General features: G+C 60.6%; 22 protein-coding genes. 5 read left to right on the top strand and 17 right to left on the bottom strand.

Annotated elements, in window-relative coordinates; genetic code table 11:
* Positions 1 to 111 precede the first annotated feature (111 nt).
* The 3 genes from V8J81_RS18640 to V8J81_RS18630 all read left to right on the top strand — a co-directional run bounded on the left by V8J81_RS18640 (position 112) and on the right by V8J81_RS18630 (position 4,735).
* Entirely contained in the window at positions 112 to 1,323 is a 1,212-nt protein-coding gene (locus V8J81_RS18640; RefSeq protein ID WP_368477251.1) for an NAD-dependent epimerase/dehydratase family protein, read from the top strand.
* A gap of 83 nt (positions 1,324 to 1,406) precedes the next feature.
* Entirely contained in the window at positions 1,407 to 2,903 is a 1,497-nt protein-coding gene (locus tag V8J81_RS18635) for a cellulose biosynthesis cyclic di-GMP-binding regulatory protein BcsB (protein ID WP_368477250.1), read from the top strand.
* Positions 2,900 to 4,735: a glycosyltransferase family 2 protein gene (locus V8J81_RS18630; protein ID WP_368477249.1), complete on the top strand. Its 1,836-nt coding sequence runs from the start codon at positions 2,900 to 2,902 to the stop codon at positions 4,733 to 4,735. Before V8J81_RS18635 ends, V8J81_RS18630 begins: the two co-directional genes overlap by 4 nt.
* 245 nt (positions 4,736 to 4,980) lie before the next feature.
* On the opposite strand, the gene V8J81_RS18625 is transcribed toward V8J81_RS18630, so the two are convergent.
* Entirely contained in the window at positions 4,981 to 5,640 is a 660-nt protein-coding gene (locus tag V8J81_RS18625) for an SDR family NAD(P)-dependent oxidoreductase (RefSeq protein WP_368477248.1), read from the bottom strand.
* A gap of 105 nt (positions 5,641 to 5,745) precedes the next feature.
* Here V8J81_RS18625 and V8J81_RS18620 point away from each other — a divergent pair, with 105 nt between their 5' ends.
* The gene (locus tag V8J81_RS18620) at positions 5,746 to 6,627 is read left to right on the top strand and encodes a LysR substrate-binding domain-containing protein (protein ID WP_368477247.1); all 882 of its coding nucleotides are present in this window, start codon (positions 5,746 to 5,748) and stop codon (positions 6,625 to 6,627) included.
* Positions 6,628 to 7,003: 376 nt separating this feature from the next.
* Here V8J81_RS18620 and V8J81_RS18615 read toward each other — a convergent pair whose 3' ends face one another.
* The 3 genes from V8J81_RS18615 to V8J81_RS18605 form a co-directional block, all read right to left on the bottom strand.
* A complete protein-coding gene (locus tag V8J81_RS18615) occupies positions 7,004 to 7,792 on the bottom strand; it encodes a nuclear transport factor 2 family protein (protein ID WP_368477246.1) in 789 nt (262 codons plus the stop codon).
* A 114-nt stretch (positions 7,793 to 7,906) separates the two neighbouring features.
* Complete coding sequence (locus V8J81_RS18610) at positions 7,907 to 8,746, bottom strand: nuclear transport factor 2 family protein (RefSeq protein WP_368477245.1); 840 nt, start codon at positions 8,744 to 8,746, stop codon at positions 7,907 to 7,909.
* Positions 8,747 to 8,768: 22 nt separating this feature from the next.
* Positions 8,769 to 9,053, bottom strand: coding sequence for a DUF2218 domain-containing protein (locus V8J81_RS18605; RefSeq protein WP_368477244.1), 285 nt, complete (start codon positions 9,051 to 9,053; stop codon positions 8,769 to 8,771).
* 94 nt (positions 9,054 to 9,147) lie between these two features.
* On the opposite strand from V8J81_RS18605, the gene V8J81_RS18600 reads away from it, so the two are divergent.
* Entirely contained in the window at positions 9,148 to 10,035 is an 888-nt protein-coding gene (locus tag V8J81_RS18600) for a LysR family transcriptional regulator (RefSeq protein ID WP_368477243.1), read from the top strand.
* 18 nt (positions 10,036 to 10,053) lie between these two features.
* Here the strand turns inward: V8J81_RS18600 and cysG are convergent, their stop codons facing one another.
* From cysG to V8J81_RS18535, 13 genes are all read right to left on the bottom strand, one after another.
* Positions 10,054 to 11,520, bottom strand: a complete 1,467-nt coding sequence (gene cysG / locus V8J81_RS18595; RefSeq protein ID WP_368477242.1) for a siroheme synthase CysG — start codon at positions 11,518 to 11,520, stop codon at positions 10,054 to 10,056.
* Positions 11,517 to 12,479, bottom strand: a complete 963-nt coding sequence (locus V8J81_RS18590) for a glycosyl transferase family protein (protein ID WP_368477241.1) — start codon at positions 12,477 to 12,479, stop codon at positions 11,517 to 11,519. The genes cysG and V8J81_RS18590 overlap by 4 nt, the downstream gene beginning before the upstream one ends.
* Positions 12,476 to 15,094, bottom strand: coding sequence for a molybdopterin-dependent oxidoreductase (locus V8J81_RS18585; RefSeq protein ID WP_368477240.1), 2,619 nt, complete (start codon positions 15,092 to 15,094; stop codon positions 12,476 to 12,478). Before V8J81_RS18585 ends, V8J81_RS18590 begins: the two co-directional genes overlap by 4 nt.
* Complete coding sequence (gene nirD / locus V8J81_RS18580) at positions 15,094 to 15,423, bottom strand: nitrite reductase small subunit NirD (protein ID WP_368477239.1); 330 nt, start codon at positions 15,421 to 15,423, stop codon at positions 15,094 to 15,096. Before nirD ends, V8J81_RS18585 begins: the two co-directional genes overlap by 1 nt.
* The gene (gene nirB / locus V8J81_RS18575) at positions 15,420 to 17,855 is read right to left on the bottom strand and encodes a nitrite reductase large subunit NirB (RefSeq protein ID WP_368477238.1); all 2,436 of its coding nucleotides are present in this window, start codon (positions 17,853 to 17,855) and stop codon (positions 15,420 to 15,422) included. The genes nirD and nirB overlap by 4 nt, the downstream gene beginning before the upstream one ends.
* A 5-nt stretch (positions 17,856 to 17,860) precedes the next feature.
* Positions 17,861 to 19,528 carry an ABC transporter ATP-binding protein gene (locus V8J81_RS18570; protein ID WP_368477237.1) on the bottom strand — a complete coding sequence of 556 codons (1,668 nt, stop codon included), beginning with the start codon at positions 19,526 to 19,528 and terminating at the stop codon, positions 17,861 to 17,863.
* 10 nt (positions 19,529 to 19,538) lie between these two features.
* Positions 19,539 to 20,612, bottom strand: a complete 1,074-nt coding sequence (locus tag V8J81_RS18565; protein WP_368477236.1) for an ABC transporter permease — start codon at positions 20,610 to 20,612, stop codon at positions 19,539 to 19,541.
* Positions 20,613 to 20,785: 173 nt separating this feature from the next.
* Positions 20,786 to 22,144, bottom strand: a complete 1,359-nt coding sequence (locus V8J81_RS18560; RefSeq protein WP_368477235.1) for a CmpA/NrtA family ABC transporter substrate-binding protein — start codon at positions 22,142 to 22,144, stop codon at positions 20,786 to 20,788.
* A gap of 281 nt (positions 22,145 to 22,425) precedes the next feature.
* Positions 22,426 to 23,598, bottom strand: coding sequence for an ABC transporter substrate-binding protein (locus V8J81_RS18555; protein WP_368477234.1), 1,173 nt, complete (start codon positions 23,596 to 23,598; stop codon positions 22,426 to 22,428).
* A complete protein-coding gene (locus V8J81_RS18550) occupies positions 23,595 to 24,179 on the bottom strand; it encodes an ANTAR domain-containing response regulator (RefSeq protein ID WP_368477233.1) in 585 nt (194 codons plus the stop codon). The genes V8J81_RS18555 and V8J81_RS18550 overlap by 4 nt, the downstream gene beginning before the upstream one ends.
* Before the next feature lie 255 nt (positions 24,180 to 24,434).
* The gene (locus V8J81_RS18545; protein WP_368477232.1) at positions 24,435 to 24,815 is read right to left on the bottom strand and encodes a Na+/H+ antiporter subunit G; all 381 of its coding nucleotides are present in this window, start codon (positions 24,813 to 24,815) and stop codon (positions 24,435 to 24,437) included.
* Between the two features lie 10 nt (positions 24,816 to 24,825).
* Positions 24,826 to 25,095 (bottom strand): K+/H+ antiporter subunit F, encoded by a 270-nt coding sequence (locus V8J81_RS18540; protein WP_368477231.1) that lies wholly within the window; start codon positions 25,093 to 25,095, stop codon positions 24,826 to 24,828.
* Complete coding sequence (locus V8J81_RS18535; RefSeq protein ID WP_368477230.1) at positions 25,092 to 25,583, bottom strand: Na+/H+ antiporter subunit E; 492 nt, start codon at positions 25,581 to 25,583, stop codon at positions 25,092 to 25,094. The genes V8J81_RS18540 and V8J81_RS18535 overlap by 4 nt, the downstream gene beginning before the upstream one ends.

The raw sequence follows: 25,583 nt of genomic DNA, 5'->3' as shown, positions 1-25,583 counted from the left end.
TTTCCTATCCCTCGGAGTGCGCAATTCGAGCGAAATCGTCCGTAAATCCTTGGTCATCGAAACGAGGGCACGTCCACGGAGGCGGCCCACCTGACCAAAAGGACAAAGACTATGACGAAGGAAATTCTGGTAATCGGTGGCGATGGTTTCTGTGGCTGGCCCACGGCCCTGCACCTGTCGAAACTGGGTCACAACGTGACCATCGTCGACAACCTCTCGCGCCGCTGGATCGACAAGAAAATGGGCGCCGACAGCCTGACGCCGATCGCAACCGTGGAAGAGCGGCTTGAGGCCTGGCACGACGTCACCGGCCTGACGATCAATTTCGAATGCATCGACGTGGCGCGTGAATTCGACCGCCTGACGGGCCTTCTGGCCGCGCTCAAGCCTGACACGATCATCCACTTCGGCGAACAGCGCGCCGCGCCCTATTCGATGAAGGGCATCGAGGAAAAGCGTTACACCGTCGACAACAACATCTCGGCCACGCACAATCTTCTGGCCGCTGTGATCGAACTGGGCCTCGACCCGCATATGATCCACCTCGGCACCATGGGCGTCTACGGCTACGACGATGACGGGATGGAAATCCCCGAAGGCTACCTGCGCGTCTTCGTGCCCGGCGACAACAAGCAGATCTTCCAGCGTGACATCCTCTACCCGACCAACCCGGGCAGCGTGTATCACATGACCAAATCGATGGATCAGCTGCTGTTCCAATTCTACGCCAAGAACGACCGCCTGCGGATCACCGACCTACACCAGGGCATCGTCTGGGGAACGCAAACCGATGAGACGCGCCTTGATGAGCGTCTGATCAACCGGTTCGACTACGATGGTGACTACGGCACCGTCCTGAACCGCTTCCTGATGCAGGCCGCCGTTGGCCACCCGCTGACCGTCCATGGCACCGGCGGCCAGACCCGCGCATTCATCCACGTCAAGGACACGGTGAAATGCATCGCCCTGGCGGTCGACAATCCGCCGGCCAAAGACGGCAAGGTCAAGATCATGAATCAGATGACCGAGACGCACACAGTGCGGTCTCTCGCCCAACTGGTTGCGGCCAACACCGGAGCCCAGATCGCGATGGTCGACAATCCCCGCAACGAGGCGGCCGAGAATGGCCTGCGCGTGTCGAACGCGTCGTTCATCGACCTCGGGCTCGAACCGGTCACGCTGGCCTATGGCCTGATGGAAGAAACGCAGGAAATCGCCGCCAAATACGCGGATCGCTGCATCATGCACATGATCCCGTGTGTCTCCACCTGGACGGAGAACCAGCGCCCCGGCGTCGTCACCCCCGAAAAGGTCGCCGCCTAACCCCGAACTGAGCACCGGTCAGCCCCGCGTGGAGGTGGGGCTGACCGGCGCTCAACCGCGGTCGGGTCTTTTGCAGAAAGGCAATGACGATGAGACTGATTGGCATCGGGCTGTTGGCATTTCTTCTTGCAGGTTTGGCCCTCCTGCTGGCGCGATCCGAAATGGTCGGCCAAACCTTTCGCGCCGCGCGGACCCTGATGGACGGGCCGCAACTGCGCTTTGAAACCCCGATGGCTGCTGAGGCCCAACGCGGTGCGGATCAGGCCATCATTTTGCGGGCGGGCGCCTCCGCGCCGCTCATTCTTTCTGGATTTCCCGCCTATCAGGGTGCTGTGTTTCATATGCCAATCGACGCACGCCCGACATCTGGATACCTCCAAATCGATGCGACATCGCAAGTGTTGGACGGGGTCGAAGGGGTGCTGCGCATCTCCATCGACAACACCCGCCGGGCTGAGGTGTTGCTGCATCGAGGTGAGGCGGTGCGCGCCGTACGGATCGAGCTGACCCCAGCCGATATCGCACGGGCACAGCTGGTCGTCTCTTTCTCGCTGCAGGGGACGGGTGCCAACCTCGTCTGCACCAACGACACTTCAATTGAGGCTGTGGTCGAGATCGAGACGACCAGCGCTGTTTACTTGTCCCTCGACGCACCGCTTGAAAGCCCGCGTGACCGCGTCGCGGCCTGGGGGGATCAGGTGCGACTGGAATGGACAGGCACGACAGAGACGTTGATCCACGCGGTCAACGCCGCGCGCCTTGGAACGAACGCCCTGATCGTGCCAGAGATGGGCCTCAACCCTCAAGAGGCGCAGGCGGCCATTGATCCCACCGCCGCAGCCGTGTCCCGCCCGCAATACGCATGGTCCGACGCGATGGCGCCCGAGGGTGGTCTGTTCGGCCTCCGCCGCTTCCAGCACAGCCACACATGGCGTCTGCGCTATGATCTCACGCGGGCGGAGCACGCAAACCGGCCCAGCGTGTTGGACCTTGCCATGCTTGTCCCCGCCCACCCCTTGGGCGCGGATTGGCAGATCACGGTCACGCAAAATGACCGCCTGCTCAGCCATTTCTCTGGCACTGCCGACCAGACGCGGATCGGCGCGCGCATCGCGATCCCCGCCGACCTTGGCCCTGCCCACACGATTGAAATCACCCTGACCTCCGCCTTCCTGCGGGATGGCGAATGCAACGATGGTCCTGAACTCCTCGCCGAAATCCTGCCAGAGACACAGATCGTGCCCTCCAGCGCGCTCTTCGACGATCCCATCCGCGCGCTCAGCCTCGCGTTGACCTCGGATATCTCTGTCGCGTCCCCACAATCGCTCAATAGCGCAGAGGCGAACGTCGCCGCAGAGCTTCTCGTGGCCCTCCTGCCCCATACGCCCATCAGCGCAGCGCAGGCCAACGCGACGGTAACAATCCTTCCACGCGGGGCGCGGGTCGCGGTGAGCGAAAGCTATTGGCTGGTCTTCCGGGACGCTGCCGGCACCCTCTCGGCGCAACCCGCCGCAGAGTTCGCGGGGCGAGAGATACAGGCCGTTTCCCTCCTCGTGCATGTGCCGGAGGACGCGGCATGAGCGAGGCCGAAGACAACCGCGACAAGATCGCCTTCATCTCAGTCGACAGCGCGCCCAAGCGGTTCGCGGGCTTTATCCCGCAATGGCGTGGCCCTGCCATGCTGGCCCTGTTCACGTTGCTTGCCGTCGCCATGCTGCTGGCCGTCAACTCCCCCACCGGGGCGGCGATCTTTCCCAACCGCGACCTCGTATTCTCCCCTTACGAGGGGCGGCACTCCATCGCGATCCGCATCTTTCTAATCGCCTTCTTCATCAGCTTCGCGGCCTTTTCCTCGGCCGATTGGAAGGGAAAACTCTTTTTCGGCCTCGATATGGTCCTCACCTATGCCCTGATCTGCGCCATCTTCGATCTGGCGAACGTGGCGGGCCACTTGGCCCTCGATCTGGCCTTTTCCCTGCATTTCAGCGCCATCGCGTCCGGCCTTCTGGGCTTTTGCATCTATTCTTGGAAATTGCTCGAGCGTGGCCTGATGCCTGTGCGCATCCCCGTTGAACATCGCCCCGTCAGCAACCGTCGCGCCATCATCCGGCTGCTCGTCACCATCGCCATCGCCATCGCGACCTCGATTTGGGTCACGTCGTTACAGCTTGAACTGGTCGAGCGCCTGCGCAGCTGGACCCTTCTGGGTGGCATCGGGCCGGGCGTGTTTCTCGTTCTCCCGGTCCTCTTCGCGCAGCTTTACGCGCTCGCGATCTGGGATGTGAAAACGGCGAAAACACCCAAATTCAACCCGCCTGTCTCCATCATCGTGCCCGCCCATAACGAGGAATATATCATCGAGAACACGGTCCGGGTCATGGACCGCGCCGCCGCCCATTACGGCGGTGAGGTGCACATCCTGATCATGAACAACAACTCCACCGACGCCACCGAAGAGATCGCGAATGCCACGCTCGCCTCCTGCGAGGCCGCTTTGGGTCGTGTGATTAACGTACCAAAACCCGGCAAGTCCAACGCCTTGAACGCGGGCCTCGACGCGGCCGAGACCGAATTCCTTGTCCGCGTCGACGCAGACACGTTGGTTGGCGAAGACAACCTCACCCGCGCCATGCCCTACTTCACAAATCCCGCCGTCGGCGTTGTCGGCGGCGTCCCCGTACCGCCCGGTGGCGCGCTGTTCGATCGCGCGCGGCTTCTGGAGGTGCTGGTGAAACACGGGTTTTATTCCGTCGCCATGGGCGCGGTGAACGGGGTCGTCGGTATTCCCGGCATGTTCGTGGTCTACCGCACCGAACACCCGCGCTACCTCGGCGGCTTCGTGGAGGGGATGAACGGCGAAGACACAGACGTGTCCCTGCGCATCGGAGAGCTTGGCTACCATTCCGTGGTCGATCCCAAGATCCGCTATATCTCCGAAGTGCCGTCGGCCTACGAGCATATGCGCGAACAGAGGATGCGTTGGTTCCGATCCATCTACCACATCTCGTCGCGCTGTCGGGACCTGATCTATTCCGGCAATGGCTCGCTCAGGGGCAAGATCATCCTGCCCTACATGCTGGTTAATTCCGCCCGACGCGCGATGCTCGTTCCATTGATAATCTATGGCGCGCTGGAGTGCGTGTTTGCCTTCAACCCCAACAGCCCCATCGTGTGGCAAGCGGTCGTTGCGGTCACAACCGGCGCGCCTGCGATCATGGCCGTGATTGCGTCGCTCCTTAACGGCGTGCCTAAGGGTATCCTCGCCTTGCCGGAATACCTTATCTTTCGCGTCCTGCGCGCCTATTTCACGCTTGAGTCCATGATGAGCATCTTGGTGGGCCATCAAGGAGAAGATCTCGAATTAGCGACCAAGAAGAACGTCACACCAACAGGCCCGGTTCGTGTGGCATAAATGAAGGCTCTGGACTGCATCGCACACATCGATGGAGGAACTTTGCGGGGCGCAAATAGTATCAAGGTCAGCTTTTGAGCTCTGAACGCCCGGCCGGCTGCGTCAATTACCGGCTCCTGCTTCAGGAAACGCTTCCCTGCGGCGCAGTTGCCCATCTCGAAAACCTGCTTTGAGCCAAGCCGTGCGCTACAAGCACAAAACCAAACCTTGGCTCAGTCGCACGACTGTCCATGATATGCGTCCACTCACCATCCAATTCTCTCGCGGTCCCGGAAGAACATCCCAGTCGGCCCGGTTTCAGGCAGTGTTGCCAGCCAAATCGCGGTATCCGCGCCTTCCTCGGCGGATAGCGAGGCACTGGATCCGCCCATGCGCGTGCGCACCCAGCCCGGACACATGGCATTGATTTTGATCGTTTCCGGCAAGGCGCGCGCGGCGGAAACGGTCAGTGCATTCAGCGCAGCCTTGGCAACGCCATAAGCACCGGGCCCTGCGACACCATCCGAGAATGCCCCCCAGCCAGATGATACGTTGACGATGCGCCCGTAGCCGTTGCGTTTCATGTAGGGAGTTACCGCCTTTAGGAGGTGGTAAGGCCCGTCAACCATCACCTCCATGGAAGCTTTGAACTGCGCGTCGTCGCTGAAAAGATCGCCGGTTCCCAAAACGCCCGCGTTGTTGACGAGGATTTCGACATCGTCGATTTGGGATATTGCCGCTTCTGTTGATGCTCGGTCCTGGAGGTCGAGTTGAACGGATCGGGCGCCGATCCGGTGCGCTGCATCGCGGCCCGCCACTGCGTCACGCGACCCGATGACAACATCGATGCCTTTTGAAGTCAGGCCGGAGGCAATGGCAAAGCCGATGCCTCGGTTGCCTCCGGTCACGAGTGCTGTGCGGGTCATGATCGCCTCCAATCGGGCTTGTGTTTCGATGACCCAGATGTAGGCAGCGATCAAAGATTCATTAATGCCCTATTTTCTCATGACTCTCATGTATAAAATCGAATAATGAGACTGCCCTTCGCCATGCTTGAAGTGTTCGACGCGATAGCGCGGGAGGGCAGTCTGCGCGGCGCGGCGGACCGGCTGGGGTTGAAAGCCTCCACGGTCAGCCATCAACTCAAGAGCCTTGAAGAACGGTTGGACGTTGACCTGTTCATCCGGACCACACGCTCCATCAGCTTCACAGAAGCAGGTCGCGCTTTGCATCGCGGATCAGCCCCCGCCTTCGAACAGCTTGGAGAGGCGGTCGAAGCCGCGCGAACAACAGGCGACAGCGCGCGTGGGACGTTGCGACTGACCGCCGCTGAACACGCATATCACACCATCATCGCCGACAAGCTGCCCACTTTTCGGTCAGTGTATCCCGAGATTGAGGTTGAGATTTCGCTTTCCGATGCGTTGGTGGATATCTTGGAAGAGGGGTTTCACGCAGGCTTCCGATTGGGAAACGTCGTGGCGCAAGATATGATTGCTGTCCGGCTGACCGCCCCCCTCCCTATCGCGACTGTCGCAAGCCCCGGCTACCTTGACCGAGCAGGGCGACCAGACACGCCCGCAGATCTGCTGGCGCATGAATGCATCCGCTATCGGTTCCGTAGCTCGCGCCAAACCGCACCTTGGTTGTTTGAAGGCGCCGAAGGCGAGGAGGAGGTGGCTGTGGCCGGCAAATTGCTGGCTGACGATCTGCCTGTGTTGGTAGATATGGCCAAGCGCGGCAATGGGCTGATCCACACCTTTCGCGATTACATTGCAGACAGTCTGGAGAGCGGTGAATTGGAACAAGTCCTGTCACCATTCTCTCGAAATGTGCCCGGTTTGTTCATCTACTTCCCGCGGGAATACCGAAACATGACGCCGCTCAGGTTGTTTATTGACCACTTGAAGTAGAACAGGGCGCGAGACCCAGGATTGCTGGACGACAAAGCACCTCGGTACGACTTGAAAAATAGTCCTCCCAACCAAGAGGATAGCGACCTATGCCATCTCCATCAGCGGTAAGCATACCGGAAGTGAATTTCAGTTCGTCGAAACGTGAGGAGATTACCTTCAACAAACCGAATTTTGGGAAATACGCTCATTCGGTCGAAAGCTGAAGCACGACCACGCCGTTCCTGCAATCAACGTCCGCTTTCAGAAAGCTGCGACGCGGCGAAAGGCGGATCAGAGCTTAACGCGACAAATGCTGCGCGCCGCATGAACGGCGGTTTTCGAAGTCACGTAAAGAAGTGCGACACTGAGTGGTCTGCCGCACTTCTATCTTGGATCAAAACTTGCCCGAATTGTTCCACGTCTCTTTCGGTCCGATCTGTTCCTGCACATCCCAGTGTTCGACGATCTTGCCGTCTTTGAGGCGGAAGATGTCGAAGAAGGCCCAGTCGTGGCCGTCCATCTTCACTTCGCTGAAGATCACGACGAAATTGCCTTGCCCGATCAGCCGATGGACTTTGACGTATTCCATCGTTTGGCCGTTGGCGGCCATCTCGCCAAGAAAGGCGCCAAAGCCGTCCAGGCCATCCCCAACCAACGGATTGTGTTGGTCGTATTGTTCGGTCGAGATGTAGTCGGTGATCTTGTCGGTCTGACCGCCGATCAGAATGTCATCCACGAACCCCTGAATGATGGTCTTGTTGGCGTCGGTTTTGTCCAGATCCTCGATCTCCGTCGGTCCGTCGACCATGGAACGGCCGGACTTTGTCGGCCATTGGTATTCTGCGATGACGTCCCAATGCTCAATGATCTTGCCATCGGCATCGGTGTCAAAGAGATCGGCTGTCACCCACTGCGCTTCACCGTTGTTGAGGCTTTGATAGACATGCACAAAAACGTACGGGCCGTCTTCGATTGTGCGAAACACCTGAATATCGCGGATTGGGTTGCGCTCCAGAAACGGCGTGAAGAATTCGATGAAGCCCTCTTTGCCATCGCGCACACCGGTGGAGTGCTGCGTGTACCGGTCGCCCGTGTATTTATCGAGCGCTTCTTTCATGTTGCCGTCGCGAATGCCTTCCAGATAAAGGCCCTTCGCGTTTGCGACGCGGATGCTGTCTGTCATTTCATATCTCCGTTCCTCTCGGGCGGGCGCGCACAATGCACGCGCGGCTCAGGGTCAGTGTCCGTGCAATGAAGAGAGGCCGGGACGTGGCGTTCGCCCCGGCCAAACGATGTCTCAGAACTTGCCCGGATAGCCTTCGGGAAGATCACCCGATGGCATGTCGGCAATCACGTCCCAATGCTCCACGATGCGACCGTCTTCGAGGCGGAACAGATCGAAATACGCCGTTGGCGTTTCGCCGAAGATCCCCTCGGACGCGGTGAATACGAAGTTGCCTTCGGCCACCACCATGTGCAGATCCGAATAGCCGAACGCGATCTCGTTCTCGCCCAGATATTGCATGAACGCCCCGAACCCTTCGAGCCCGTCTGCCACCTGCGGATTGTGCTGCAGATACATCTCGGGGTTGATGTACTGAGTGTAATCAACCTCTTCGCCGTTGATCAGCGCCCGTGTGATGAAGTCTTCCACCACGGCGCGATTGGCGGCGGTTTGGTCAAGGTCCGTGACCTCGGTCTCGCCATCGATCTGCGTGCGACCTGAGGCGTTCGGTTCATCGGCCAGCGGGATCATATTGTCCCAATGCTCAACGATCCGGCCCTCTTCAATGCGGAAGACGTCAAATGCGACGAGCGGAACGGGCCCGAAGTTTTCGTAGACGTAGTGGGTCACGACCAAATCATCTTCGGCGATGATCCGAGCGGGCTCAAATGTGCCCTCCGGGTCTCCCTGCATGTGACCGACCAAACCGGCCAGCGCATCGATGCCCGACGCCGCCATGGGATTGTGCTGGATGTAAGGGTCAGCGAAGTAGTCCGGGATCGCGTCAACGTTGCCACGAATGAGGACCTCGGTCATCGCGTCGATGACGAGCTGCCTATTCTCGGCGGTGTCTGCCATAGCAGCCGTCGTGCTGAGCGCCAGGGCTGCGAATGTCGTAATTGGTTTCATCATTGGATGATCCTTCCAGTTGGAGTCAGGCAGTACGCTGCCAGGTCAGGGTTGGGTTTTCGCGGAATGCAAAGCGGGCGAGGTGGTCGCCTACGAAGTGCTCAAGACGCGGGATATCGCGGGTCTCTCCCGAAACGGTGATCGACAATGCCGCGTCTGTTGCCGCCATTTCGCAAGTGCCAAAGGGGAGGCTTACTTCCCCCTCGCTAGGCGTGAATGTCACCGGAACCTTATGTCCGAAGTGCTTAGCCAGTTGCTGAAGGTAACGGGACGCATGTGTCGTGCTGAAGTGTAGATTGCTCTGTGTCATCTGTCGGTCCTTGCTATGGATCACAGATTTAAGGAACGTCCTGCCGTTTGATTATCCCAATTGTGTAGGGATCACTTTTCGATAGAATAGAAAGATGGATGAATATCGTTCCCTCGCCGTTTTGGCCGCGGTCCATGACGCTGGAAGCTTCAGCGCAGCAGGGCGGCGCCTCAAGCTTTCGACCTCAGTCGTCAGCCATCATGTGTCGAAGCTGGAGGCCAAGGTCGGGGCATCGCTGTTTTTTCGCTCGACCCGGGCCTTGTCACTGACACCGGAAGGCAAAGCGATCCTGCCCGCCGCCCGCGCTATGGTCGCTGCTGCCAAGGACGCACTGGATGTTTTGGCCGAGGCAAACGATCAACTGGTCGGCTCGCTTCGGGTCACTCTGCCCGCCTTCGGAGATCGAAACCCGTTCAACCGGGCCATTCTGCGCTTTGCTCACGAGCATCCCATGGTCGCCGTGTCGCTCCATAGCAGCGACCAGCAGGTGGATTTGGTGAAAGAAGGCTTCGACTTGGCAATCCGGCTGGGAGTGCTGCGCGACAGTGCGCTGAAGAGCAAACGCATTGGCACGTTCGGGCGCAAGATCGTCGCAAGCCCTGACTATCTGGCGAAGCGACCACCGATCAAAACGCTGACCGATCTACAGAGCTGTGATTTCATCGCAATGGCGATGCTGCCCGACACAATCACACTTGTCTGCAAAGAGGAGCAGGTGAGTTTCCAGCCGGAAAATGTGCGCCTGGAGGTTCATTCATTGTCGGCCGCGAAGGCTGGAGTGCTGGAGGGACTGGGCGTTCAGCACCTCCCCGACAGTGAAGTGGACATCGAGATCGCAGAAGGCCGTTTGGTGGAAGTGCTTCCGCGATGGTCCCCACCTGATCTTGGCATCTACGCAGTTTGGCCCGACATAGGCCCCCAAAAGAAGCTCACGCGCAAACTGATCGAGTTTCTTGAGCGCGTGGAGCGCTTGGACGAATAGCGGTCAGCCGCAGTCTCTTTAGGCTCGGACATTCACAGAGATCCGCTCTTCGACGGTTCGCGATTCATTAATCAAACCTGCAATTAGGTTGGAGCTCGATTGGAAGACAGGCCTTGCACTGATCTGGGCAAGCCTTTTCGGCCACCTGACCAGCAAAATGGCGCAGCCGTCTATCGCCTCAGATCTCAGCAATTCGGGAACATCCTTCAATGCGGCTGACAACAGGCGCTGGCTTCCTTTCGAGACATCCACGCAAACGTCGATCTGCGCGTCTTCGGGGAACCCCCGCTCCGCAAGCGCTGCACAAATCCGATCAACTTGCCGTGCGCCCATATAGACCGCAACGGTCGTTCCTGGCCCGGCGTGGCGCACGCAATCGGGCAAAGGCGCGTCTGCGCAACCAGTGCCAGTCGCCAAAACCAGCGTATCCGTTTGACCGCGCAGGGTCAGGCTTTGCCCCAACGACGCCGCCGCAGCCGAGGCCGCGGTCACACCCGGCACGATCTCAACCGCGACACCGGCAGCCCGCGCCGCTTCAACCTCTTCACCGGCACGGCCGAAAATGCCCGGATCGCCCGACTTCAACCGCACCACCCGACGACCCTTTGACGCCTCAGCCACGATCGCCTGACTGATGCGATCTTGCGGCCAGGCATGGGCGCCAACATGTTTACCCACAAAGACCCGCTCCGCGTCGCGGCGGGCAAGCTCCAACACCTCCGCATCCACAAGCCGATCGTAGAAAACCACATCGGCTTCCTGCAGCCGCTCAACCGCGCGCAAGGTAAGCAGATCGCGCGCGCCCGGCCCTGCACCAACCAATGTGATAGAACCAGCTTCATCCGCCCCTGGCGCAGCGGATGTGGCGATGGCCTGTTTGATCTGTTGCGCTGCCTCGCGTTCCGCGCCTCTGACCCAGGCATCGCGCGGGCCTGATTTGAAAACCCAGGCCCAGAAAGCGCGCCGTTTCGCACGGGGCACATGGTTCGCCACCGCAGGGCGCAAACGACCCGCCAGTGCGGCCAGCCCGCCGATATTCGCGGGCAGCATCTGTTCGATCCGGGTCTTCAGATCGCGCCCCAAAACGGGGGCTGTGCCCTCTGTCCCGATGGCGACCACAACCGGATCACGGTCCACGATAGACGGCGTGGTGATGTCACAAAGGTCGGGTCGATCGACCACATTCACCGGGCAATGCGCGGCCTTGGCCAACCCGTGCAGGGCCGCGTCCCATCCGGGGCAACCGGTAGCAATAAAGGCCATGGCGGCCCCGGAGAATGCTTCCGGCGTCAGGGCCTGCGCATGATGCTCAGCCCGACCATCTGCCACCAATGCGGCCAATTCCTCATCAAGCTCGGGCGCGGCCAACACAATCTGTGCGTCGGTTTTCAGGATCAGCCGCGCCTTTTGCGCAGCCTGCTCGCCACCTCCGGCGATGACAATGCGCCGTCCGCTTGTGCGAAAGAACATCGGAAAGCTTTTCATGCGGCAACCTCCGTTAACAGGGTCGGACGAGCGCACCACAGGTCGCGGGCCGCTTTAAGCGGGTCCACCGATCCAAGCGTGTCGAGCGCCAAGGCAGCAGTGCCGATCACGATGGATTCGGCAAAACCATCGTGAGCTGCGCCCGACCAGATCGACTCCAGATCAGAACCGGCGCCCACTTCCGCCAAGCGCCGAGTGTCGGTTGACAGGCTTTCATGCAGCGCCTCCCACGACTTGCCTGCCCGCAAACCAAAGGCCGATATCGCCTTACCGGGATGGCGTTCGAACTCCCCGCCCCCGCCCTTGATGACACTCAACGCCTGCCAACCAAGGCGTTGGGCTGCGTCGGCCTGCAACAGGCGGTAGGAGGGGTGGAACACACCCTGCACGCTGGCCGAGGCCCGGCCCGGGTTCGCCATCCGCGCCACTGTGTTGATGCATGAGCGCAGGCCAAGAACCGGACGCAAGGCAAGCAAGCGAAACAGGTTCGGATTCAAGTCTTCCAACGGCAAATAGACGATATTGGCGTTGCCCAACGCGCGCTCCACCTCACCGAATGTCCGGGCGACGGGAATGCCCGCCGTCTTAAGGTGAACGCGCACCGCGCTATCCGTCCCGTTCCAGCCATGCAGCATCACGCGATGCCCATTCAGCGCCACCAAACGGGCAGACAGAAGAAACCACGGCAAGCCGCGCGTGCGGCCCGCCGCATAGGACGGCCAATCCAGATCGGCGCGTGGCAGGGCCGGGCAAGCAGCCTGCGCCGCCCCGGCAAATCCCGCAATCTCTTCCGCCGTCTCGCCCTTCATGCGTAACAGCATCAGCAGGGCACCGACCGCCTCGGGCGCGGCCCCACCTGACAGCATGATGTCCATTGCCTCGGTGGCTTCTGCTTGCGTCAGCGACCGTGACCGACCCGGCCCGCGTCCAAGCGCAGCGACAAAAGGTGCAAGGCTCATTCCGCGGCCTCCCGGTGCTGACTGCGGGCGATCAGGCTGGCCAGTTCCGGCCTGCAAGAGCCGCAATTTGTGCCCGCCTGAAGGGCCTCGCCAATGGCCTCAACGCTCAACAGGCCGTCCGTCTCAATCGCCGTGACGATGGTGTTGATCCCGACACCGAAACACGCACAAAGGATCGCGCCGGCATCGACCACATCCGCTGGGGGGCGGCCTGTCAGATTGGCCGGGGCGGATGTCCCGGGAAGACCCGCGATATAGTCGCGCATGATCGCAATCGGCTCAGGCGCCACAAATAGGGCTGCCGTGATGCGCCCGTCCTGCTCAAAGGCAATGCGGGCTGTGCCCCGGGCCGGATCTTTCACTGAGATCGCGGCGGCATCCTCTATGCCAAACAGCGCCCTTGCGGCGGCGTCCCATTCCTCGGGGCGCGTGTAGCCTGCCAGTTCCATGCGATAGCCGGCGGGAGTGGCGGCGACGGCCCAATAGTCACTTTCCGGCCGCATCGGCATGGTTGAAACCGCAAAGCCGTACCAGGCCGCTTGCATCCGCTTGACCGAGACAACCGCAGCCTTGCTTTCCGGCTGGCCTGAAACCGGGTCCGTTGCCGGTGCCACCAGCGCATCGATCCGACCCGTCGGGGCGGTTTCACCGGTCCAGTGCATAGGTGCAAACATCTGGCCAGGTTGCACATCTGTGGTCAGTCGCGCGCGCAGGATCGCCATACCATGCGGGCTTGTGACCTCAACCAGATCGGCGGGGTTGATGTCTAACGCGACAGCATCCTGCGGATGAATATCCAAATACGGCTCCGCCAGGTGCCCGGACAGGCGCGCGCTCAGGCCGGTGCGCGTCATCGTATGCCATTGGTCGCGGACCCGACCGGAGTTGAGGCGGTAAGGGTACGCCGGGGTCGGCGTGGCGGCGGGTGAGCGCGTGGTAACAGGCACGAACCGCGCCTTTCCGTCAGGGTGAAAGAACCGTCCATCCGCAAAGAAGCGACCGCCGGTGCGGCTCTTCGTGGTTGGCCAGCGCGTAGGCGCGAGTGTGTCGTATTCGGCGTCACTCAGATCCGCGAGACCTGAGATATCGAAATCCCGCCCAAAATGCGCTCCGGCAATGCCTGACAGTGCAGCATGCTCTCGAAAAATCTCAGCAGGCGTTTCGTAATCGAAAGCCGTCTCAAAACCCATTCGGCGACCAACTTCGGCCAGGATATCCCAATCCGGCCGCGCATGTCCCGGTGCCGGCAAAACCGCGCGCTGTCGGCTGATGGTGCGGTCAGAGTTGGTGACTGTGCCCTCCTTCTCCGCCCAAGCGGTGGCAGGCAGCAGAACATCGGCCAGCCGCGCCGTGTCCGTGGCCCCCGTGACATCGCTGACCACGACAAACTCGCAGCCTGAAATCGCGTCGCGCACGGCATCCGCGTCGGGCATCGAGACGGCCGGATTGGTGTGGATGATCCACAGCGCCTTGATGCGCCCCTCCCCCACAGCCCGGAACATATCCACCGCCTTCAGGCCCGCGGCCTGCGGCAGATCACCGGCGTTCCAAAATCCCTGCACCGCCGCGCGGTGTTCGGCGTTTTCCAGATCCAGATGGCAGGCCAGCATATTGGCCAACCCGCCCACCTCTCGCCCGCCCATCGCATTGGGCTGCCCGGTGACGGAGAACGGTCCCATGCCCGGCTTCCCGATCCGCCCCGTCGCCAGATGACAATTCAGGATTGCGTTGACCTTATCCGACCCGCTGGTCGACTGGTTCACACCCTGACTGAAGATCGTGACAACCTTCTCGGTCCCAATCCACAGATCGTAAAAAGCCCGCTCGTCCTCAGGGCTCAGGCCTGTCGTCGCTGTGTCAGCGCGCGCAGCGGCAAGTGCGGCGTCCAATCCATCGGTGTGCGCGCCGAAATCTGCATCCACCGCGCCCCGCTCGGCAATCGCACGCAACAACCCATTGAACAGCGCCACATCCGCTCCCGGCTCAATCGCCAGATGCAGAGTCGCCCCGTCGCAAGATGCCGTCCGCCGTGGATCGATCACCACCACCTTCGCGCCCGACGCCCTGACCCGCTGAAACAGCACGGGGTGGCACCAGGCGAGGTTCGATCCGACCAAAACCACCAGGTCCGCTTGATCCAGATCCTCGTAAGTCCCCGGCACGGTATCCGTGCCAAAGGCCCGCTTGTGCCCCGCTACCGTCGAGGCCATGCAAAGCCTTGAATTCGTGTCGATATTAGCCGACCTGATGAATCCTTTCATCAGCTTGTTGGCGACGTAGTAATCCTCAGTCAGCAACTGGCCCGACACGTAAAACGCCGTCGCATCCGGGCCGTGGTCGCGCGCCACGTCGCTAAACCGATCCGCCACCAATTGCAGCGCCTCATCCCAACCGGTCTCGACCCCGCCAACTATCGGTGCCCGCAAGCGGTGACCCAAGCCGACTGTCTCGCCCAACGCCGTGCCCTTAGAACAGAGCCGCCCATAATTCGCCGGATGGGCTGGATCGCCGCGCACCGCCAACCCGTCGCCCTCGCGCCGCAGCAACACGCCACAGCCCACCCCACAATAGGGACAGGTCGAGCGAACTTCAGGCGAGGCTGGACTGCCATCCATCACGCGGCACTCCGTGCGGCCAAGGCCGTCCCGTCAATCAGGATGCGCCCGGCGTCGACCCGCACGGGATAAGTGGCAATCTGCCCGTCCTCACCTTGCGCCTGCCCTGTGTTCAGATCAAAAACCCAGTTGTGCAACGGGCAGGTTACCGATTGCCCATGCACGATCCCCTCGGCCAGTGGCCCGCCCTTGTGGGGGCAGGTATTGGAGGCCGCGAAGACTTCTTCCGTGTCCGTACGGAACACAGCGACACAGCCCAACCGCGTCTTCAACTTGCGCGCGCCCCTGAGTGGCACATCATCGATTGATCCAATGTCGATCCAGCTCATTCTGCCGCCTCCAGCGTAAGGTCAGCGAGCGGCTGATAGCGCTCTGCCTTCTCAGCGGCATGTTCCGCCCAGGGATCCTTGCGATAGATCGACTGCGAAAGCTCGAACGCCTCGATCAAACGCGCGCGTTCGTCCAGGTCGTTGATCCGCTCTTTCACCCAGTCGAGGCCCACCTTCGCAACCCATTTGTAGGGCCGGTCGAGGTACTTGGCGTTCTCCCGGTAGAGCTGAACAAACGCCACGGTCACGTCGATGGCCTCGGCCTCGGTGGCCACGTCGATCAGCCGTTCGGTTTCTTTCACGTCCATACCGGCAGCACCCGCAACACCCACCTGATAACCACTATCGACACAGATGATGCCCACATCCTTACACGTCGCCTCCGCGCAATTGCGCGGGCAGCCCGAGACGCCAAGCTTCACCTTGTGCGGCGTCCAGGACCCCCAGAGCGCTTGCTCCAACTTGATGCCCAGACCCGTCGAATCCTGCGTCCCGAACCGGCAATGATCCGTGCCCACACAGGTCTTCACCGTGCGCAGCCCCTTGGAATAGGCATGGCCCGAGACCAGCCCGGCCTTGTTCAGATCAGCCCAGATGGCGGGCAGGTCCTCGCCCTTCACACCCAGCAGGTCGATGCGCTGCCCGCCCGTCACTTTCACGGTCGGCACTTTGTATTTGTCAGCCGCATCGGCAATGGCGCGCAATTCGGTCGGGTTCGTGATCCCACCCCACATGCGCGGCACCACGCTGAACGTCCCATCCTTCTGGATATTCGCGTGCTTACGCTCGTTGATGAACCGCGATTGCGGATCGTCCTGATAATCCAGCGGCCAATCGGCCAGCAGGTAGAAGTTGATCGCCGGACGGCAGACATGGCAGCCGTTGCGCGTGCTCCAGCCAAGCTCTTGCCAGACCGCCTCCTGCGACTTCAGCGGCATCGTCTTTATCAGCCGCCGCACATCCTCGTGCGTGTGATCGGTGCAGCCGCAAACCGGCTGCGCCGTTGGCATTTCGAAGTCATCGCCCAGCGTGACTTGCAACAACTGCTCCACCAGCCCCGTACAGGTCCCGCAGGAGGCGCTGGCCTTGGTCGTCGCGCGCACCGCGCCCAGATCACCTGCACCGCCCTCAATCGCCTCAACGACGGTCCCTTTGCAAACGCCGTTGCAGCCACAGATCTCCGCATCAAGCGGCAAGGCTGCAACGGCTGAGAGAGGGTCCGCAGTATCGCCCCCCTGATAGGCAGGGCCAAAGATCAGCGTCTCCCGCATCTCTTCGATATCGGTGCCATCGCGGATTAGGCCAAAGTACCAACTGCCATCGGCCGTGTCGCCATACATGACCGCGCCGACGAGCCTATTTTCTTCTATAACAAGTCGCTTGTAGACGCCGCGCGATGGGTCGCGAAAAACGATGTCTTCGCGCCCCTCGCCATCCGCGAAGTCACCGGCGCTGAACAGGTCGCAGCCCGTCACCTTCAGCTTGGTGCTGAGTGACTTCTGCACAAACGCAGCCTCTTCACCGAGAAGCGACTGCGCCAGAACCTTCGCCTGATCATAAAGCGGCGCGACAAGGCCGAAGATCGCGCCCTGATGCTCCACGCACTCGCCCACGGCAAACACATCCGCGTCGCTGGTGCACATCTGATCATCCACATGGATGCCATTGCCCACGGCGAGACCCGCGGCTTGCGCCAGTGCAACGTTGGGCCGGATGCCGACCGCCATGACCAGCAGCTCGCAGGGCAATTCCGTGCCATCGTCCAGCATCAACGCGCAGACTTTGCCGTCTTCGCCCACGATCTCCTTGGAGTTCGCCTGAAGCTTGATCGTGATGCCCTTATCTTCCAGCGACTTGCGCAGCAGGTAACCCGCCGCTTCATCCAACTGCCGCTCCATCAGGTGGCCCATGATATGTACGACGGTGACATCAACGCCTCGCGCGGCCATGCCCGCAGCAGCCTCAAGGCCCAAAAGCCCCCCACCGATCACGACGCATTTCTGACCGGCCTTGAGGTCCATCATGCATTCCGTATCTTCCAGATCGCGGTAGGCGATCACCCCCTCCAGATCATGGCCAGGCAGCGGGATCATGAACGGGTTCGATCCAGTCCCAAAGATCAGCTTGTCGTAGGGAACATGGCCGTTCTCGCCCACAACGACCTTCGCCTCACGGTCGATCTCCAGCACCTTCTCTCCGAACCGCGTGGCGATGCTCCGCTCTGCGTACCAACCCTCATCATGGGTCACGATATCGGCGTAGGTCTGGTCGCCCGCAAGCACCGGCGACAGCATGATGCGATTGTAGTTGCCCCGAGGCTCCGCGTTGAACAGCGTGATGTCGAAGGCGTCCGGGGCGGCCTCTGTCAGATGCTCCAGCACACGGCCTGAGGCCATGCCCGCCCCAATCACTACGAGTCTCTCTTTGCCCATGTCAGCTACTCCGCCGCAATCGCAGTTGGCGCAGGTTTCTTTGGTTTCGCGCCATGCTCGTACTCCTCAAGGAAATCGAGCACATCCTGCCGGTAGGCGTAGTAATCCGGGTGCTCCAGAAGCGCCTTGCGCGTCCTCGGACGCGGCAGGTCGACCTCGGTGATCTTCCCAATCGTCGCCTGCGGCCCGTTGGTCATCATCACCACCCTGTCGGCCAGCAGGATCGCCTCATCCACATCATGCGTCACGCAGATGGCGGTCACCTTGGTCCGGCTCCACACTTCCATGAGAACCTCTTGCAGCTCCCACCGCGTGAGGCTGTCCAACATCCCGAACGGCTCGTCCAGCAACAGCAGCTTCGGGCTCAACGCAAACGCACGCGCAATCCCAACCCTCTGCTTCATCCCGTTCGACAGATCAGCGGCCTGCTTGTCCATCGCATCGGCCAGCCCGACCCGCTCCAAGTAGTATTCCACCACATCCTGCCGCTCGGCCCGGCTGGCCTTGGGGTAAACCTTATCGACCCCGATTGCGCAGTTCTCACGCGCCGTCAGCCAAGGGAACAAAGACGGCGACTGGAACACCACGGCGCGTTCGGGGTCCGCCCCCTCTACCGCAACACCATCCAGCTTGATCGCGCCCTTACTGATCTCGTTCAGCCCCGCCACCATCGTCAAAGCCGTGGACTTCCCGCACCCCGAATGCCCGATCAAAGAGATGAACTCGCCTTTCCGCAGCTTCAGATCGAAATCCTCCACCACGGTCAGCGGCCCCTTCGGCGTCGGGTAAACCTTGTGGACCTTGGAAAACTCCAGATACCGCTCCTCCAACGCAGACTGCGCCGCGTTCTTCACCGCCACCGGCACGCCATGGATCGGCGTCACATCGGGCAACACGCGAGATCCCTCGACCTTCGCCTCGATCCCCACATCCATCAGGTAGGTCGTGACCTCGGCCCGCAGACGCTTGAACACCTCATCGTTGTTCATGGCCGAGCGATCCCGCGGCCGTGCAATGCCCACTTCAATCGGGTCCGCCAACGTGCCGTCTGGGTTCAGCGGAATGATCCGGTCGGCCAACAAGATCGCCTCATCCACGTCATTGGTAATCAGGACGCAGGTCTTCTTGTCCGCCTCCCAGATCCGCTCAATCTCTTCGGCAAGATTGCCCCGGGTCAGGGCGTCGAGCGCTGATAGCGGCTCATCGAGAAGAAGCATCTCGGGGTCCATGGCCAGCGCCCGCGCCACGTTCACGCGCTGCCGCATACCGCCCGACAGTTCCGCAGGCCGCCGCCCGGCGGCGTGGCCCAGCCTCACCATCTCAACGTATTTCTCGACCTTCGCAGCCCGTTCCGCCTTCGACAGACCCGCAAACATCGTGTCGACCGCAAGGCCCACATTCCCGTTCACCGTTAGCCACGGCATCAGCGAATAATTCTGGAAGATTACGCCGCGCTCCGGCCCCGGCTCGACCACCGGCTCACCCTTGAACGTGACCTCCCCTTTCGTCGGCATCTCAAGCCCGGCCATCAGGTTGATCAGGGTGGTCTTGCCGGTGCCCGAAAACCCCAGCAGCACCAGAAACTCCCCCTCTTCCACGCTCAGGTTGATGTCCTTCAGAACCGGCGTCTCGCCATAGCTCTTGGACACATTATTCAATTCAAGGAATGCCATCAGCCTGACCTCAGCGGTTGTTGGTGAAGGTGAAAAGCGACTGGATCGTGTACATCAGGCGATCCAGCAGGAAGCCGATGATCCCAATGGTCAGAACCGCGACCATGATCTTGGCAAGGCTCTGGCTCGACCCGTTCTGGAATTCATCCCATACGAATTTGCCAAGGCCCGGGTTCTGCGCCAGCATCTCCGCCGCGATCAGAACCATCCAACCAACGCCAAGGGACAGGCGCAGGCCGGTGAAGATCAACGGCAGGGCCGAGGGCAGGACCAGCTTCTGGATCTTCGTCCACGTCCCCATCTTCAAGACCTTCGATACGTTCACGAGGTCCTTGTCGATGCTCGCCACACCCAAAGCTGTGTTGATCAGCGTAGGCCAAAGCGAGCAGAGCGTCACGGTGATCGCCGACACCAGGAACGACCGCTCGAACCAGCCGTCCTCGGTTGTGTAAACGGCCGAGACCACAATCGTCACAATCGGTAACCAGGCCAGCGGGCTGACCGGTTTGAAGACCTGGATAATCGGGTTCAACGCCGCATTGGCCGTGGCCGAAAGACCCGCAGCGATGCCAAGCGGCACGGCCACGATCGTGGCGATCAGAAAGCCGAAGAACACCGTTTTGATCGAGGTCCAGATCTGCTGGTAGTAGGTCGGCGCGCCGGTGAATTCGCGGATCGGGCGCGGCTCTTCACCTGCTGCAATCCGGTCGGCATTGCGTTGCTCTTGTCGCTCATAGAAGTCGGCGGCCCGTTCACGGGTACGCTGTGCGTCCGCATTGAGGTTGCCCACCTGCTCCCACACCTGCGCGGGGCCGGGAATGGCGCCAAGCGAAGTCTGAACCTGCGGTGCCAGCATCGCCCACAGCGTCAGGAAGCCCACGATGGCCAGAAGCGGCACACCCAACAGGCGCCAGATCTGCCCGCCCTGCGCCTTCGGATTGTCCCCGGCCGCGATCCGCAACATCGGGGTGATCCACGCCAGACCCAGAACCTTGAACCACGTATCGGCCTTGTTGATCCGGGTGAAGGTGCGCTCGCGGCGCGCTTCACGGTCTGCGTCGAAATTCGGGTCTACCGTCGTCATCTCTCGCGTCCTTTTCTGCAATGCAGCATGGGCGGCTGGAAAAGGCGGCGTGGGGGGCGTGTAGTTACAGATGCACTACAGAAAAACTACAGGTTCATTACGCCGGTTTTGCCGCCTGAATTTTAGGCTGTGCCACGGGCGCAGTGTGTTTGCACCCGCAGCATTGTTTGTGGTCAGCCGCCGGTCACGGCGCCATCGACCACAACTTCATCGCCGGTCAGGCCGATGGGGAAGGCGTCGATATAGGCGTTGGGGTAGCGGCCATCATAGGTGATGCCGTCGATCATCTCGGAGACGGGCTCGCGGAACCCATCGGTGTCCCACGGGAAGTCGGCCTCAAGCGCCAGACCGTCGTCGACCAGCGACCGCGCGGCCTCCAGATAGATGTCCGGGCGATACACTTGCGCCGCGACCTCGTGATACCATTCATCCGGCATCGCTTCGGGGATCTGGCCCCAGCGGCGCATTTGGGTCAGGTACCAGACAGCATCCGAGTAGTAAGGATAGGTCGCGTAGTAGCGGAAGAAGACGTTGAAGTCGGGGATCTCGCGCAAATCGCCGGGCTCGAACTCGAACGTGCCGGTCATCGAGGCCGCGATCACTTCCGCATCCGCGCCCACATATTCCGGCCAAGACAGCATCTCCACCGCCTCTTCGCGGTTGGCATTGTCGTTTTCATCCAGCCACATACCGGCCCGGATCAGGGCGCGCACGATGGCGCGGGTGGTGTTGGGGTTCTCTTCCGCGAACTCTTCGGTGATGCCAAAGACCTTCTCGGGGTTGTTGGGCCAGAGTTGGTAATCGGTGATCACCGGCACCCCGATGCCGCGCTGCACGGCCTGCTGGTTCCACGGCTCACCGACCGCGTAGCCGAAGATCGTACCAGCCTCCAATGTGGCGGGCATTTGCGGCGGTGGTGTAACGCTCAGGAAAACGTCTGCGTCGATGGTTCCTGTAATGTCGTCAGGGCTGTAGAAGCCCGGGTTCAGGCCACCGGCCGCTAGCCAGAAGCGGATTTCGTAGTTGTGCGTGGACACCGGGAAGACCATGCCCATGTCAAAGCGCGTGCCCTCGTCGCGGTATTGCTCAACCACCGGAACAAGCGCTTCGGCGCTGATCGGGTGGACCGGGCGGCCATCATCCATCGACGGGATATGCGGGCGCATCAGCTCCCACACCTCGTTCGATACGGTGATGCCGTTGCCGTTCAGGTCCATCGAGAAAGGCGTGATGATATTGGCCTGCGTGCCGTAGCCGATCGTGGCCGCGATCGGCTGACCGGCCAGCATGTGTGCACCGTCGAGCGTGCCATCGATGACGCCGTCCAGCAGCACGCGCCAGTTGGCCTGCGCCTCCAGTGTGACGAAAAGGCCTTCGTCCTCAAAGTAGCCAAGCTCGTAAGCAACGGCGAGCGGCGCCATGTCGGTCAGCTTGATGAAGCCGAAGGTCAGCTCGTCGATTTCAAGTTCCTGCGCGGCAAGGGGCCCGGCAAGGGCGGTTGTTGCAGCAAGGGCAGCGATAAGACGTTTCATATGTGTGTGTCTCCTGGCTGGCATCCGACCTCGGTTTGGGAGGAGAGCGGTCGGACAAAATGACAAAAAGCCGCTGACCACGTCGCCGGGAAGGCAACACAGTCGAGCGGCTTTGCTCGGATATCCCTGTCAGTGGGAGAATTCGGATCAGGGACGCCATTGCCCCCAGATGAGTATTTGGTGCCAGCAGGCCCCGAGTCGTTCAAGGCTCTGCGGCGCGCCGCCTGCAATTTTTGCTGCACAGCAGCATCTGGCTGGAGGCATCGCTCAAAAAAGCAGCACTATTTCTCAGATGGATCAAATATCCGACCATCCAGAAACACATTCCTCTCCAAAACCACCCGCCCCGCCGCCGACGCCACCGCAGTTTGGTGGGTGATGGAGCCTTCCACTTTTTCCGATGCGCCCGGAAGGTCTGCTTCGGTCTCTCCCATGGCTGCGCGAAACAGATCACTGCGAAAAACAGCGCCGGCCCGCTCGGTTGTGGCCGCGAAATCCATGTTTGTGCGGCTGCAAATCTGACGCGCAATCCATTTCGCTTGGCTTCGCCACGGGAAACTGGCCGCACCATTGTGGAACTCGAGAAAGTTCTCGATCTCGCGCACGTCACCGCTTGGTGAAATCGTCAAATGCCCAGAGAGCGCCCGATCGATCAGCTCAGACGGCACATCCAGCCATTGTCTGCGCGATAGCAATTCGGCCGCAGTTGTTCTGCTATCCTCTCGTGCCAGCCAACGCCCGGCCCGATAAACCGAACGCATGAGACGCCCCAGAAGATGTGGTTCGGTGTCGGCCCATTCGGCGCGCGTCGCGAGAACCTTCTCGGGCGCGAAGGCCCAGATCGCTGTCCCTGGTATAAGAAGCGCGCCAACATCTTTTTCAACTGCTACTGATCCCCAAGGCTCTCCAACGGCGAAGGCATCGATTTCGCCGTCGGCCAGGGCTTGCGCCATAAGCGGCGGTGGGACGGTCCGGATATCGATTTCGACATCTGCCAGTGGCGTTGCTGACGCCCAAACCTCTAGCAATTCGACATGCATCGAAAAGGGAAACGGTACACCGATGGTTAGTCCGTCACCTGCCACAGCCGCTAACGCGGCACCGGCAGCTGCGGCGTCGTCAAAATCGAAAGGGTGACCCATCTCGCGCAGCCGCGTTTCAAGCGCGCGGCTGACTCCGATAACATTGCCATTAACTGACAGGACCGAGACCGCATGCACCTTTGCGCTTACGCCACCGAGGCCAAGGGCCATCGCCACAGGTATCGGTGACAGCAGATGCGCCGCGTCGACCCGACCAAAAGCGAGCATATCGCGAACTGATGACCACGACGGGGCCGCAACAAGGTCAAGCGACAGTCCCTCAGCCTCCGCAAAACCCAGTTCTTGGGCTACGATGAGGGGGGCTGCGTCCACGAGCGGCATATAAGCAACGGGCAGCGAAACAAGCTTCATTTCAACAAGCCTGCCGCTGTCACCAATGCCTCGGCAACGTCAATGACCCTGCGACCTTGATCCATCGCGGCCTTTCTCAGGGTTGCATAGGCCCGATCCTCGCCAATGCCTTTGGCCTTCATCAACAAGCCCTTGGCGCGGTCGATCACTTTTCGCTCCTCTAACGCGCGACGGGTTTCGTCCAACTCCGTCCGCATCTGGCGCATCATCTGAAAGCGCGTGATCGCCGCGTCCAAAACTGGTTTAAGGCGATCTGGCTGCAAACCGTCGACCACATAGGCCGAAACCCCTGCTTCTACGGCGGTCCGCGCCAAGGCACCCGCTGCGCCCGAGACGAACATTGCAACCGGGCGGTCCAATGGCCCGGATGCGAGGGTCAGTTCCTCCAACATGTCGCGGGTTGGGTTATCAATGTCGATGAGAACGACGTCAGGTTGAAAGCCTGCAATCTTGCGCGCCAGGCCAGACACGTTGCCGATCAGATGTACGTCGTATTCGCCGCTGGATCTTAGCCCATCAACGATAGAAATGGCGCGATCCCGATCTTCTTCGACGACGACAATTGAGAGTGGCGAGACCATGGGGCCAGATACCAACCCGCTCTTGTGATCGCCAAACCCGAAGGGCTTTGTTGGTTTGCCATGTGGTCAACTGCGAAACCCTTTGGCAAAGGACAAGCGAATTGCTCATATTCTGATCTGCGTGCAAACCTTGGAGGGTACTGCGCAGGCCGTTGTCGCGGCACTAGCGAAGCCCAAAGGTCGCGCGCGCAACGAAGAACCGGCGAGCTATTTTTCCATCGAAAGAACGCAAGCTGCGACCCATCGGGCGTACGTCTAGTCCAAAGGTTCGGAACTGGTGTTCGGGGGATCATCATAGATGGCCCATCCGTGACCGCTTTCATTTTCCGGCAATTCGTCTTCGCGCAGATTGTAGGCCATGTAAGTCTTTGCGATGAAATTTGCTGTGATCGGCGCGGTCAAAAACAGAAACAGCGAGATCAACAGCTCATGGACCGAGATGTAGCCAGTCGTCGCATAGAAGAAAATCATCGACGCAATCAGCACTCCGCCGACGCCCAGTGTCGTTGCCTTGGTTGGTGCGTGAAGCCGCTGGAGGCTATTCTTCAGTTTGATCAACCCATACGATCCAACGAAGCCAAAGAGGCCGCTTATGACGAGGGCAATGGAGATCAAGACTTCTGCAAACAAGTTCATGGTTCAGCCCCTATTCAATGATGTCGCCGCGCAAGAGGAAGCGGCAATACGCGACTGTTGAGACAAAACCGACCATGGCAATTAGCATTGCGGCCTCAAAATATATCGCTGTCCCCCTCCAGATACCGTAAAGCACCAAGAGCGCGATCACGTTGATCACCATGGTATCTAGCGCAAGGATCCGGTCCGCGGGGCCCGGCCCGACGGCGATGCGCCAAAGATCCAGCAAAAGCGCTATGCCGTAACAGCCAGCCGCGAACAGCAGTGCATATTCGATCATGGGAAGATCTCCAGAAGGCGTCGTTCATAGCGGGTCTTGATTTCGTCCCGAACAGCGTCGGGATCGTCCGTGTGCAAGCAATGCACCAGAATGGAAGTGCCATCCGCCGCCAAGGTGGCGGACACTGTACCGGGTGTCATGGTGATCGTCCCTGCAAGAACCGTAATCGCTTCGGCTGAGGTCAATTCCAGCGGAACGGGGATCCACTGCGATGTGATGGTCCGCTCGCGCTTGAACAGGATGATCATGGCCACCTGAACGTTGGCCACGATAATGTCCCAAAGAACGATCATCATGTATTCTGCAGCTTTCAGGGGGCGGCGAAGCTTCGGCCGATCCGGCCAATACGCGGCGGTCAGCATCGGGATGATCACGCCAAAGGCTGTTCCCAGGATGAGATTTCCAAGTGTGAATTTGTTCACCAAACCGATCCAGACGAGGATAAGCGTGAGGCTCAGCAACGGGTGCGGGATGAAACGGACCAGCAT

Origin of the sequence: Gymnodinialimonas sp. 202GB13-11 (genome assembly GCF_040932485.1) — a bacterium.
GTDB classification, from domain to species: domain Bacteria; phylum Pseudomonadota; class Alphaproteobacteria; order Rhodobacterales; family Rhodobacteraceae; genus Gymnodinialimonas; species Gymnodinialimonas hymeniacidonis.
The sequence above is the reverse complement of the archived record's forward strand: the minus strand, read 5'-3'. Positions and strand labels throughout refer to the sequence as shown.